This window comes from Shewanella inventionis (assembly GCF_014641855.1).
GTDB classification, from domain to species: domain Bacteria; phylum Pseudomonadota; class Gammaproteobacteria; order Enterobacterales; family Shewanellaceae; genus Shewanella; species Shewanella inventionis.
The window spans coordinates 26892-38792 of sequence record NZ_BMII01000032.1; the positions used below are offsets into that span (position 1 = coordinate 26892).

12 protein-coding genes are annotated in these 11901 nt (G+C 42.7%); 2 read left to right on the forward strand and 10 right to left on the reverse strand.

What is annotated here, in order from left to right; genetic code table 11:
- Positions 1–22 precede the first annotated feature (22 nt).
- On the forward strand, positions 23–187 hold the full coding sequence (locus IEW93_RS17060) for a hypothetical protein (protein WP_188740486.1): 165 nt from the start codon (positions 23–25) through the stop codon (positions 185–187).
- Positions 188–299: 112 nt separating this feature from the next.
- Here IEW93_RS17060 and IEW93_RS17065 read toward each other — a convergent pair whose 3' ends face one another.
- Positions 300–2057, reverse strand: a complete 1758-nt coding sequence (locus tag IEW93_RS17065) for an acyl-CoA dehydrogenase C-terminal domain-containing protein (protein ID WP_188740487.1) — start codon at positions 2055–2057, stop codon at positions 300–302.
- 547 nt (positions 2058–2604) lie between these two features.
- Between IEW93_RS17065 and IEW93_RS17070 the strand changes: the two genes are divergently transcribed.
- A complete protein-coding gene (locus IEW93_RS17070; protein WP_188740488.1) occupies positions 2605–3549 on the forward strand; it encodes a hypothetical protein in 945 nt (314 codons plus the stop codon).
- Positions 3550–3622: 73 nt separating this feature from the next.
- Here IEW93_RS17070 and IEW93_RS17075 read toward each other — a convergent pair whose 3' ends face one another.
- The 9 genes from IEW93_RS17075 to aroA form a co-directional block, all read right to left on the reverse strand.
- A complete protein-coding gene (locus IEW93_RS17075; protein WP_188740489.1) occupies positions 3623–4174 on the reverse strand; it encodes a DUF2058 domain-containing protein in 552 nt (183 codons plus the stop codon).
- A 25-nt stretch (positions 4175–4199) separates the two neighbouring features.
- On the reverse strand, positions 4200–5027 hold the full coding sequence (locus IEW93_RS17080; RefSeq protein WP_188740490.1) for an SDR family oxidoreductase: 828 nt from the start codon (positions 5025–5027) through the stop codon (positions 4200–4202).
- 48 nt (positions 5028–5075) lie between these two features.
- Positions 5076–5774: an orotidine-5'-phosphate decarboxylase gene (pyrF, locus tag IEW93_RS17085; RefSeq protein ID WP_188740491.1), complete on the reverse strand. Its 699-nt coding sequence runs from the start codon at positions 5772–5774 to the stop codon at positions 5076–5078.
- A gap of 54 nt (positions 5775–5828) precedes the next feature.
- The gene (lapB, locus tag IEW93_RS17090) at positions 5829–6989 is read right to left on the reverse strand and encodes a lipopolysaccharide assembly protein LapB (protein ID WP_188740492.1); all 1161 of its coding nucleotides are present in this window, start codon (positions 6987–6989) and stop codon (positions 5829–5831) included.
- Position 6990: 1 nt separating this feature from the next.
- On the reverse strand, positions 6991–7287 hold the full coding sequence (locus IEW93_RS17095) for a LapA family protein (protein ID WP_188740493.1): 297 nt from the start codon (positions 7285–7287) through the stop codon (positions 6991–6993).
- Between the two features lie 121 nt (positions 7288–7408).
- Positions 7409–7696: an integration host factor subunit beta gene (ihfB, locus tag IEW93_RS17100; RefSeq protein WP_188740494.1), complete on the reverse strand. Its 288-nt coding sequence runs from the start codon at positions 7694–7696 to the stop codon at positions 7409–7411.
- Between the two features lie 76 nt (positions 7697–7772).
- Positions 7773–9440, reverse strand: coding sequence for a 30S ribosomal protein S1 (gene rpsA, locus IEW93_RS17105; protein ID WP_188740495.1), 1668 nt, complete (start codon positions 9438–9440; stop codon positions 7773–7775).
- 114 nt (positions 9441–9554) lie between these two features.
- Positions 9555–10244: a (d)CMP kinase gene (cmk, locus tag IEW93_RS17110; RefSeq protein ID WP_188740496.1), complete on the reverse strand. Its 690-nt coding sequence runs from the start codon at positions 10242–10244 to the stop codon at positions 9555–9557.
- A gap of 178 nt (positions 10245–10422) precedes the next feature.
- Complete coding sequence (gene aroA, locus IEW93_RS17115) at positions 10423–11703, reverse strand: 3-phosphoshikimate 1-carboxyvinyltransferase (RefSeq protein ID WP_188740497.1); 1281 nt, start codon at positions 11701–11703, stop codon at positions 10423–10425.
- Between the last annotated feature and the right edge of the window lie 198 nt (positions 11704–11901).

Genomic DNA, 11901 nt, shown 5'->3' on the forward strand with positions numbered 1-11901 from the left:
CAAAACAAAAGGACCACACACCATGAAATATTTATCACTCGCCTTCATCCTGGCCACTATTCCGTCTCTTGCTATGGCGCATGAGGGACATGGTGGTGTTGGGCTGTTTCATCATTTATTAGAACTAACACCAGCCATTGCTTTGGTTGCTATAGCTGCATTTATTTATTGGAAACGCAGTAAGTAACCAATACTAAAAAAAAGCTTACAGACATTAAAAAGCCTTCCAGTGGAAGGCTTTACTGCTGTTTGTCACCTAATGACTAATATAATGTGACTATCATCGATGCCATCGATGCTTAGAACATCTCAGCTGGCATCGCCATAATAGACTTATCACCTTGATTAACTTGTGATAAATGGTATTGCGACTTGCTTAGCAACTTGTCCATATAAAAATCGGCTACATACTGCTTTTGCGCGGCAAAGGTGTTGTCTTCATGGTTTGAGGCTTTATCTGCCATCAATAACCAGAAGTAACCGTAAAGCGCATAACCAAAGGCATCTAAGAAATCGACCGCGCAAGCGTTAACCAGTGCAGGTTGGGTTTTCTTATTATCGTTAATGTAATTGGCTGTGACTAATAACTCAGCAAATACCTGACTGACAGTGGCTTTATGTGCTGGGTTAGCCTGAGTTAACTCAGCAAGGCTTGCATTAACTTCAGCAACAAACTCAGTTAACGTCGCTACATTATCGTAGGTAATTTTACGCCCTAAAAAGTCAATGGCTTGTATACCGTTTGTACCTTCATAAATTTGGGCAATGCGAGTATCACGAACAAACTGCTCAATACCGGTTTCGCGGATATAACCATGGCCGCCAAAAACTTGCTGCCCCATGATGGTTGCGTCTAAACCACGATCGGTTAAAAATGCTTTTGATACTGGGGTTAATAAACCTACGTATCTTGCTGCTTTAGCTTGCACATCACCGCTGGCGTATTTTGCTAAATCTAATTGCTTACCTGTATACACAGACAATGCACGACCGGCTTCTGTCATGGCGCGAATGGTTAATAGCATACGACGCACATCACCGTGCACAATAATAGGGTCAGATGTTGCACCAGTTGCAGAACCTGCAGCCGCAACACCTTGTAGGCGTTCTTTGGCGTAATCGCTGGCCAATTGGTATGCCGCTTGGCTATTACCAAGGCCCTGTAAGCCAATGGCTAACCGCTCGTAGTTCATCATGGTAAACATGCATACTAAACCGCGATCGGGCTCGCCTATCAAAAAGCCTTTTGCGTTGTCGTAATTCATTACACACGTTGCTGAGGCTTTAAGGCCCATTTTGTGCTCAATTGAGCCTACAGTAACCCCGTTTGGCTCACCTAAACTGCCATCTGAGTTAACACTGATTTTAGGTACAAGAAATAACGAAATACCTTTTGAGTTAGGTAATTTAGCCAACACGAGATGAATCACGTTTTCTGTTAGATCTTGATCGCCACCGGTAATAAAAATCTTGTTACCTGTTATGGCATAGCTGCCATCATCTAATGGTTCAGCCTTGGTGCGGATCCCTTTAAGATCAGAGCCAGCATGCGGCTCTGTCATGTCCATTGCGCCAGCCCAGTGGCCAGAATATAAATTAGGTAAATAGGTTTGTTTTAAGTCATCACTTGCGTGGGCATGGATACACAAAGCCGCGCCCGCTGTAAGAGAATTATATAAGGTAAAAGCGTTACAGGTGCTGTAGCCCATTTCGTCAACTAATACCCCAAGCATTTTCGGCATGCCCATGCCGCCAAAATCAGCTTCGCCGCACAACCCTACCCAGCCGCCTTCAGCAAACTGGTTATAGGCCTCTTTAAAACCGTCTGGGGTAATAATGTCGTTGCCAGAGTGAACAACACCTTGCTCATCGCCATTGCGGTTTAAAGGTTGCAGTAGATCACGGCTAATTTTGGCTGATTCATCTAAGATGGCTAACGCAGTATCCATGTCTACCGTTTCTGCCATTGCTGGAAGTTGCTGCCAGGTTGTTGGCGCATCAAAAACGTTTTCTAGCAAGAATTGCATGTCTTTTAATGGGGCTTGATATGGATACATAGGGCTCTCTTAAAACGAATAATTAAAACAGTTGTTTTAATTTATACTAAAGCGTAACAAAAAGAAAAGGGTTTTTAATCTATAACCTTTATAAATGTGACCTTTTAACGTTTCGCTGAGATTATCGACATAATACCATTTCCATTAATTATGTGACCAATCAGAGTCGCTCAGACTGTTCAGTTTGAGGCGCATTGTTGAAATAATGGTTATTCCCTTCTAAGGCAATGCAACAAAGAAATGGACTGTCTGAGCGTCTCCTGCAAGGCGGGTTTCTGTGCCTTCTATGCTGCTTAATAGTATTTTGACGTACGACTGCATGGATGCAGGAGGTAGAGCAACGCAGGAGCAGTTGCCGAGAGCAACTATGCCTACAATCCTATTACTTGCCTAGAAGGCACAGAATTCCCGCTGAATGACCAGATAATTAGTGGAATTGGTATAATACAAGATCAATGAGTTACAATTGCTTACTCAGTAGTGTCATTCGCTTTAAGTGATGATGAATACCCAATGATGTCGATATGTCAAAAGTGAACTTGAAATAATGCCGTTTTCAGATAACCCCATCGCAGCTAAACCCAATAATATTCAGCCTTACCAAAAAGTTACCATTATTGGTAATGGCCAAGGAGAGTGGCAACCTGCTGAGATCGGCCATACGTTTGTGTTTAATGCGACCCAACATCAAGCAGACAATGTCATCAATATTTGTAATGGGCCTTATGCAGAATCAAGCCATGCTTTTGCGGTAAGCAACAGCCCTGATAATAGCCAATTAGTGGCGTTACTCACTCAAGTCGCAGACACGCTTAACCGGCAACTTAATTGTTGGCCTTCATCAGGGCTCGTCACCAGTTTTTTAATGACGATTGTGGCATCACAAGTCTCCGTACAACGTATGTCGCTAATGCCGACATTAAGCCGCGCATCATCTTTAGCTGCCAATGAGTATTTGCCTTGCATGGTTCATAATTGGCTAGGGGAGCGAAGACTTGCACTGGGATTACAGCTTACAAACCCGCATATTTATTGGCCGGAGTTATTCATTGATCAAGCATCTATTCCTGCTGAACTTGATACTCAATCTGAACAACCTGACATTAACCCATTTGAAGTGTTATTGAGTGATTATATTCGCCGCAAAAATAGCGATGTTAAGCCGACATATTATGTAGGCACATCTCAGGCTTTGGCTTTACAAGTGACTTGTGAGCGCCCTGCGCAGCCCGATTTACAATATGCATTGTTAGCGGCGTTAAGTAATTTACCCAGCGTGCATTGGTTGTCGTATGCGACACAAGATGACCTCATTACTGCTGAAGCGCTGTTTTATAATGAGCACCCGCAAACACAAGCCAGTTATTGGTATTTAGTGGATTACCAGGCATCGCAGTTTTTAGATAACATTCGCCATCACTTGGCATACTGCCAGCAAGTGTTAGCGTTAACGGCAAAATCAACTACAGAAAACGATTCAAAATTATCGTAAGCAAATACGGTGAGCGGGTATCAATATTTTTACATAAAAAAGCCTCTGTAAAGAGGCTATTTTAGGATATTCATTACCACATTAAGTCATCTGGGATGGCGTAATCAGCATATGGATCGTCGGCATCACTGACCTGCTCTACAGAATCTTTAGCGGCTTTATCCCATAAGTATCCACACCATTGTGGCACCAGTAATTTAACTCGTTCAGCCAATTTATGAGGCACTAAATAGCTTTTATCTTCATGACGCACGATACCTAATGTGCCGTTAAGCAATTCAGCTTGAATTTTATCGGTAATGTACAAAGAGTAAATTTTGTTTTCTAAGGTGTAGTTAAACTTAATTTCCGCATCTTTAGGGATGTTAATGGCAAATTTAGAAAATTCAGTAATTAACCCACGAACTTGGCCCTTTTCTGATGCTTGTGCAAAGCGCTCTTCATTTAACGCTTTATCTTTTTTAGCCTGCTGTAATTTTTGCTCTGCAATTTGTTTTTTAAGCTCGCCGCTGCCGTCATCGACCTTGGCTTTTTTATCGCGACGTTTTTGAGTTTTCACGTCTCGTACTTTTTGTTTGCTGGCAAGACCGGCCTTTAATAATTGATCTTGTAATGCATTTGCCATGATTGTTACCTTTCAAAATGAATATCTATAAGCCTTGTTTGGCACCTAAATCGCCTAACTCAGTCATTGCAATACTGGCTCCACCTAATGACCAGCCGCCATCTACTGGCAAAACCACACCCGTAATATATGATGCCATATCAGATGCTAAAAATAAGGCTGCATTGGCGATATCTTGCCCTTGACCATTACGTTTTAAGGGCACGCTGTTAGCCACCCGTTGTTGTAATTCATCGCTTGGCGCTAAACGATTAAACCCTTCGGTGTCGGCAATAGGCCCTGGCACAATGGAGTTAATTCTAACACCTTCAATGCCCCATTCTAACGCTAATGTGCGCGTTAACATATCGACACCCGCTTTTGCCGCGCACACATGAGCTTGCAGTGGCATGGCGATAAACGCTTGTGGAGCTGAAATTTGGATAATACTGGCAGTAGGCCTTTTTAACAAAGGATAGGCTTGTTTTAACACCTGAAAACTGCCAATTAAATCGATATCGATGACTGATTTAAAGCCATTAGTTGATAGTTTAGCTGCGCTGGCAGGGAAATTACCGGCTGCGCCACTAATCAGTACATCAATATGGCCATAGTGTTTGGCTATTTCTGCAAAGCCCAATGTTAATGCGTCATTGTCACGCACATCAAAACTGACACCTAAATGTGTACCATTGGCATTGGCTTGATTTAACAAATCAACGGCATTGTTTACTTTATCAATGTTTCGACTGGCCACAGCAACATTAGCCCCTGCCTTTGCAAAGGCTATTGCGACGTTGAGGTTAATACCCGAAGTACCACCGACCACCACAACATTTTTGTTGGTATAGTTAAACGCAGATCCATTCGACATAGTTTTCATTCCTGTTGTTTGTTCTTTTAATTCAACCTCATGGCAGTATTAAGCTTGCAGCGATTGGTGTATTGCAGTTAATGCCGCTAAAGGATCTGCCGCTTGAGTAATAGGACGGCCAATCACTAGGTAATCAGAGCCTGCTGCAATGGCTTGTGGCGGTGTCATTACACGATGTTGATCGCCTGCATCGCTTCCTGCTGGGCGAATGCCTGGGGTAACTAAAGTAAAGTCTTGCCCAAATGTTGATTTAAGTAATTTAGCTTCTTGGGCCGAGCACACCACGCCATCAAGCCCTGCCAGGTGAGTCAGTTTAGCTAAACGTAACACATGCTCAAAAGCTGGTACATTAATGCCAAGTAAGGCTAAGTCTTCATCAGACATAGAGGTTAATACAGTTACGGCGATTAATAATGGCGCATCTTTACCAAAAGGAGCTAACGCATTTTTAGCCGCTTGCATCATAGCTAAACCGCCACTGGCGTGCACATTGGTCATCCACACACCTAAATCAGCTGCGGCAGCAACCGCTTTGGCTACGGTATTGGGGATGTCGTGAAATTTTAAATCCAGAAATAAGTCAAAATCACGGCTATGAATGTCTTTCACTAATTGTGGGCCAAACAGGGTAAACATTTCTTTGCCGATTTTTAAGCGGCACATGGTGGGATCGAGTTTATCAATAAACGTCAGAGCGTCGGTTTTATTGTCATAGTCTAGGGCAACTACAATGGGTTTATTAGTCATTCGGACTCCAGCGGCAATACATGTGTTAATTATTATAGAGTGTGTTAAGCAGCGTTATTCACCGTCCAGGCCTTTAATGCGTTTTATGCTGCCCCATTGTTTACAAGATGGACAATGCCAATATAAACCGTGAGATGGGAAACCGCAGGCAGTACAGCGATAGCTAGGACGGAATTTAATTTGTTGTTCAACAAGCTGTTCAAGCATTGATAGGCTTTGTTTTGCCTGGCCATCTTCTGCTTGTTTAATGTGTAATTTCATTAAGTGCTGAAAGCCTTTCATGGTGGGATGACGATATAAATTATCGAGCATCAATGATTCAGCACTCTGATGTTGGTTTAAGCTGATTTTATGTTCGGCAAGTGCAACCACAACACTGGCGCCGGCACCGTCGGCAATCGCTTTAGCAAGTAGCTCTTGAAACCCTTGTGGATCTTGAGTATCTCGATACACCTGCTTTGCGGTTGGCACCACGTCGGCAAATAAATCAATATCTGCTGTGATGAGTTCTGATATGGCTTGCTTACATAAATCAAATTGGCCTGCATCTAGGTAGATTTTGGCAAGTGTTAACCAGGCTCGGCCGCATTTATTATCTTGTTTGATGGCTTGTTGCAGCTTTTTAATTTTATCGTTATCACTTTTTGCCTCATCGGCTAGCTGACAATAAAAATGTGCGGTGGTGCCTTTAAGTGCCTGTTGGCGTTTACGCGGTAATCGTTTGGTAATATCAATAGCGTTTTGCCATTCTTTGGTGACCTGGTAAATCAGGATAAGTTGCGTTTCGGCTTCTTCACTGTGTTCATCTTGGCTAACTAGGTTAATAAAGATCTCTTCTGCGCGGTCGTAAAAACCGGCCGCCATGTAATCTTTACCCAACTCCATCATCGCGATATCGCGCTGTTCATTGGTTAGGCTTGGACGTGCAATTAAATTTTGATGAATGCGAATGGAGCGGTCAACTTCGCCGCGTTTACGAAACAATGAGCCAAGTGATAAGTGAGTATCTATGGTTTCATCATCAACATCTAACATACTGATAAAAAGATCGACGGCTTTATCAGACTCATTAGACAGTAAAAAATTAAGCCCAGTAAAATAATCTCGGCTTAACTTTTTACTTTGCTGGCTATCGCTATGGCGAATACTGCGTCGCCCCATGTACCAACCGTATCCGGCGGCAATGGGCAATAGCAAGAACAAGATTTCTAGCATACTAGGCTGCTTTATCCTTAGCAGGTACTTCGATGTTTATTGCATCCACTTCTGTGAATTTTTTTAATGCTTTATTACTTTTACGTAATGCCAGTTTAAGTTTAATGATGTGATAACTTGCAAATACCCAGCTAATTAAAAACCCACTAAAAAAGACCGTAGCAAGTACAACAGGTAAACGATATTCACCCTCAGCAACAAAGTAACTCAACGTAACCAGCTGTTCGTTTTTTGCGCCAAATAATAAAGCTAAAACAAACAGTAATCCTATTAGTATTACAACAATAAAAGATTTCACGCTATTCTCCATGTTTACGCATCAATATAATGATTATCCAAGAAATTTACCAAACTGACCAGCATTGACTTTGATTAGATACAAAAAAGCCTCCAAAAGGAGGCTTTTTTAAGAGCGTTAATTAAGCATTAACAGCATCGACACGTTCGCGCAGTTCTTTGCCTGGCTTAAAGTGCGGTACATACTTGCCTTCCAATTCAACGGAAGTACCTGTTTTTGGGTTACGGCCCGTACGAGGTGCACGATAGTGAAGAGAAAAACTACCAAATCCACGGATTTCAATACGATCACCGGTTTCTAATGTTGTCGCCATTTGCTCTAACATTTCTTTGATTGCACTTTCCACTTCTTTTGCAGACAATTGCGACTGCCTAGTGGCGAGTTTTTCGATCAGTTCAGATTTTGTCATCTTAGCTATCCTATATTATCAAGCCAAACACAGTCGCCTAATGGGGAACAAGTCCCCATACAACAGACGATCTCGATTACTTACGAGCTGCTTTGAAAGCTTCTGCCATCGCGCTGCTCATTACAACGTCATCTTGCTTGTTCAGAGTAGCAATCGCTTCTTTCTGTTCAGCTTCATCTTTCGCTTTGATAGATAAGCTGATAGAACGGTTCTTACGATCTACGCCCATGAACTTAGCTTCGATTGCATCACCTACTGAGTATACAGTAGATGCATCTTCGATGCGTTCTGCAGAGATGTCAGCTACACGGATGTAACCTTCAACAGTTTCTGCTAGTTCAACTGTAACACCTTTTGCGTCAACAGCAGAAACAGTACCGTTAACTACGGTGCCTTTCTTCTTGTCAGCTAGGTATGCGTTGAATGGATCATCTTCAGTTTGCTTAACACCTAAGCTGATGCGCTCACGCTCTGGGTCTACTGAAAGAACTACAGCGTGGATTTCGTCGCCTTTCTTGTATTCAGACACTGCATCTTCGCCAGTACCGTTCCAAGAAATGTCAGATAAGTGAACAAGACCATCGATTCCACCGTCAAGACCGATAAAGATACCGAAGTCAGTGATTGACTTGATCTTACCAGATACTTTGTCGCCTTTGTTAAACTTAGTTGCGAAGTCATCCCATGGGTTAACTTTACATTGTTTTAGGCCTAGAGAAATACGACGACGTTCTTCATCGATGTCTAGTACTAACACTTCAACTTCATCACCTAAGTTAACAACTTTAGATGGGTGAATGTTTTTGTTAGTCCAATCCATTTCAGAAACGTGTACTAAACCTTCAACGCCTTCTTCGATTTCTACGAAGCAGCCGTAGTCAGTTAGGTTAGTAACGCGACCAGTTAGCTTAGTGCTTTCTGGGTAACGTTTGCTGATTTCTAACCATGGATCTTCGCCAAGTTGCTTAAGACCTAGTGATACGCGAGTACGCTCACGGTCATACTTAAGAACTTTAACGTTGATTTCGTCACCAACATTAACGATTTCAGATGGGTGCTTAACACGTTTCCACGCCATATCAGTGATATGTAGTAGACCGTCAACGCCACCTAAATCTACGAATGCACCGTAGTCAGTAAGGTTCTTAACGATACCCTTAACTGCTTGGCCTTCTTGTAGATTTTCAAGAAGTGCATCACGCTCTGCACTGCTTTCAGATTCGATAACTGCACGACGAGAAACAACAACGTTGTTGCGCTTCTGGTCTAGCTTGATAACTTTGAATTCTAATTCTTTGTACTCTAAGTGAGCGGTGTCGCGAACTGGGCGCACGTCAACTAGAGAACCTGGTAAGAAGGCACGGATACCGTTTAATTCAACAGTGAAACCACCTTTAACTTTACCATTGATGATACCGATTACAGTTTCAGCATCTTCGTACGCTTTTTCTAGAACGATCCAAGCTTCATGACGCTTAGCTTTTTCGCGAGACAATTGAGTCTCACCAAAGCCATCTTCAACAGAGTCAAGCGCTACGTCAACTTCATCGCCTACTTGAATTTCTAAAACGCCTTGAGCGTTTTTGAATTCGTCAGCAGAGATTGGGCTTTCAGACTTAAGGCCTGCGTCAACAAGTACCATACCGTTTTCGATGGCAACAACTGTACCACGAACGATAGAACCTGGACGGAACTCTAGGGTTTGAAGGGATTGTTCAAATAGATCAGCAAAAGATTCAGTCATGTTTTAGGTTACTTTCATTAAATAAACCACCATCCATCCTAGATGTGGAGTCTAGTAATATTATTTGTGTCGTCCTTAACACAAATACCTACTGCGTAATAATCGACGATTCGACTAGGCGACAGTAATTTTTTGTTCGACGTATTCAAGCACGCGCTTTAATACATCTTCAATGCCTATACCGCTTGTATCAATAACAAGTGCATCTTCAGCGGGAACCAACGGCGAGGCGGCGCGATTGATGTCGCGGTCGTCACGTTCAATAATTTCAGCTAAAAGGCGATCGATTTTAACATCGAAGCCCTTGTCCTGCAACTGATTATAGCGTCTTTGAGCTCGTTCTTCAGCGGAGGCCGTTAAAAAGATTTTTACCGGCGCTTTGGAGAAAACCACCGTGCCCATATCTCGACCGTCGGCGACTAATCCTGGTGCGGTACTAAACGCACGTTGACGACGTAGTAATGCCTCACGCACTCGAGGTAATGCTGCAACTTTTGAGGCTGCATTTGAGCATTCTTGGGTACGAATGGTGGTTGTAACGTCTTCACCTTCTAAAATCACCTTAATGGCATCGTTTTCAGTACCCGTTAAAAATTGTACGTCAAGATGGGCTGCTAACAGCGTTAAGGCTTCTTCGTTTTCTAGTTCTACATCATGGTGAATAGCGGCTAACGCTAGCACACGATAAATTGCACCGCTGTCTAATAAATGCCAGCCTAAATGCTGCGCCAATAATTGACAGATTGTCCCTTTCCCTGCACCGCTAGGGCCATCAACTGTGATCACTGGAGATCGCTCTGACATAATTTCCTCCGAAAATAATCTATCGTCCCTGAAAAAGATAAAGGGTCATCAAAATAAGCGCGCGCATTGTATAACAAAAATGTGTTAATTACTGATCAATTTTTGGATATTAAAACTAAGATCGCCCTTTTACGTTGTAAGCGAACGTAAAAGGGCGACAGTTAATCTGAAATATTGGCTATTTTGCTAATCTCGCAAATTGTTCAAAATAGTTAGGAAATGTTTTTGATGTGCAATCAGGATCATTAATTGTAATACCACAATCAGCAAAAGCCATCATTGAAAAACACATCGCCATGCGGTGATCATTATAGGTGTCAATGTCGGCAGTATTGAGGGTTTCTGGTGGTGTGATGGTAATGTAGTCATGACCTTCTTCAACCGTTGCACCTACTTTGCGCAGCTCTGTGGCCATTGCGGCTAATCGGTCGGTTTCTTTAATGCGCCAGTTGTAAATATTAGTCAGTTTAGTGGTGCCTTTAGCAAATAGCGCTGCGGTAGCAATGGTCATGGCTGCATCGGGAATGTGATTCATGTCCATTTCGATGGCGGTTAATGGCGATTTACGAGCAATGATGTAATCGTCGCCCCACTCTATTTGAGCGCCCATTTGTGCTAACGCATCGGCAAATTTTACATCGCCTTGAATACTTAAACGCCCAACGCCAGTGACTTTGACTTCACCGCCTTGAATCGCGCCCGCCGCTAAAAAGTACGATGCTGACGAGGCGTCACCTTCAACTAATACTTTACCAGGTGATACATATTGCTGGCCGGCTTTAATCTCAAAGCGCTGATATTGATGATTGATCACGTCAACGCCAAACTGTTTCATTAAGGCAATGGTGATGTCGATATATGGCTTAGACACCAACTCGCCTTTAATTTTTATGTTTACGCTGTCTTTGGTGAGCGGCGCAACCATTAATAAGGCGGTTAAAAACTGGCTTGATAAATCGCCTGCAATTTCAACATCACCGCCACTAAGGCCGGTAGCGTTAATCGTTAATGGCGGAAATCCTTCATTTTTAAGGTACGTTACATCAGCCCCTAATTGACGCAAGGCATCCACTAAGTCGCCAATTGGGCGCTCTTCCATGCGCGGCTCGCCTGTAAGGGTAAACTCTCCCTCGCCTAATGTCAGTGCGGCACATAATGGACGCATTGCAGTACCGGCATTACCTAAAAATAAGCTTTGTGCAGTAGTTGACGAAATTGGCCCACCATTACCTTCAACCACACACACGGTTTTATCGTCACTTAAGCTGTATTGAATACCCAACTGTTTGAGTGATGCCAACATATAACGAATGTCGTCTGAGTCGAGCAAGTTGGTGAGTGTAGTTGAGCCTTTGGCTAGAGTGGCTAACAATAATGCCCGATTGGAAATACTCTTAGAGCCAGGAATATTAATTTCGCCGTTTATGCAGGTAATTGGATCAAGACGCAGTTGCTTCATTCGCTTTCTTCTTTTTTGCTACAGATTAAGTTCAGGTTAATCTTGGTGGTAAACATCACTCAGTTATGGCCAAACAGCGTAAATCAAGTGGCATAAATTCATTACAGTGTTCATTCAGTGTAAGCGACGCAATCATGCTTATAAAATACGGATCGCCACCGTGATATCAAGCTTAACATTGATTATTTATGTCGTTAA

What these genes read in the sequence shown, in the direction of transcription:
- pyrF (WP_188740491.1), bottom strand. Translation starts at nt 5,774, where the DNA reads ATGACTAATAAACCCATTGTAGTTGCCCTAGACTATGACAATAAAACC.
- IEW93_RS17060 (WP_188740486.1), top strand. Translation starts at nt 23, where the DNA reads ATGAAATATTTATCACTCGCCTTCATCCTGGCCACTATTCCGTCTCTT.
- IEW93_RS17065 (WP_188740487.1), bottom strand. Translation starts at nt 2,057, where the DNA reads ATGTATCCATATCAAGCCCCATTAAAAGACATGCAATTCTTGCTAGAA.
- IEW93_RS17075 (WP_188740489.1), bottom strand. Translation starts at nt 4,174, where the DNA reads ATGGCAAATGCATTACAAGATCAATTATTAAAGGCCGGTCTTGCCAGC.
- aroA (WP_188740497.1), bottom strand. Translation starts at nt 11,703, where the DNA reads ATGAAGCAACTGCGTCTTGATCCAATTACCTGCATAAACGGCGAAATT.
- ihfB (WP_188740494.1), bottom strand. Translation starts at nt 7,696, where the DNA reads ATGACAAAATCTGAACTGATCGAAAAACTCGCCACTAGGCAGTCGCAA.
- lapB (WP_188740492.1), bottom strand. Translation starts at nt 6,989, where the DNA reads ATGCTAGAAATCTTGTTCTTGCTATTGCCCATTGCCGCCGGATACGGT.
- IEW93_RS17080 (WP_188740490.1), bottom strand. Translation starts at nt 5,027, where the DNA reads ATGTCGAATGGATCTGCGTTTAACTATACCAACAAAAATGTTGTGGTG.
- IEW93_RS17070 (WP_188740488.1), top strand. Translation starts at nt 2,605, where the DNA reads ATGCCGTTTTCAGATAACCCCATCGCAGCTAAACCCAATAATATTCAG.
- cmk (WP_188740496.1), bottom strand. Translation starts at nt 10,244, where the DNA reads ATGTCAGAGCGATCTCCAGTGATCACAGTTGATGGCCCTAGCGGTGCA.
- rpsA (WP_188740495.1), bottom strand. Translation starts at nt 9,440, where the DNA reads ATGACTGAATCTTTTGCTGATCTATTTGAACAATCCCTTCAAACCCTA.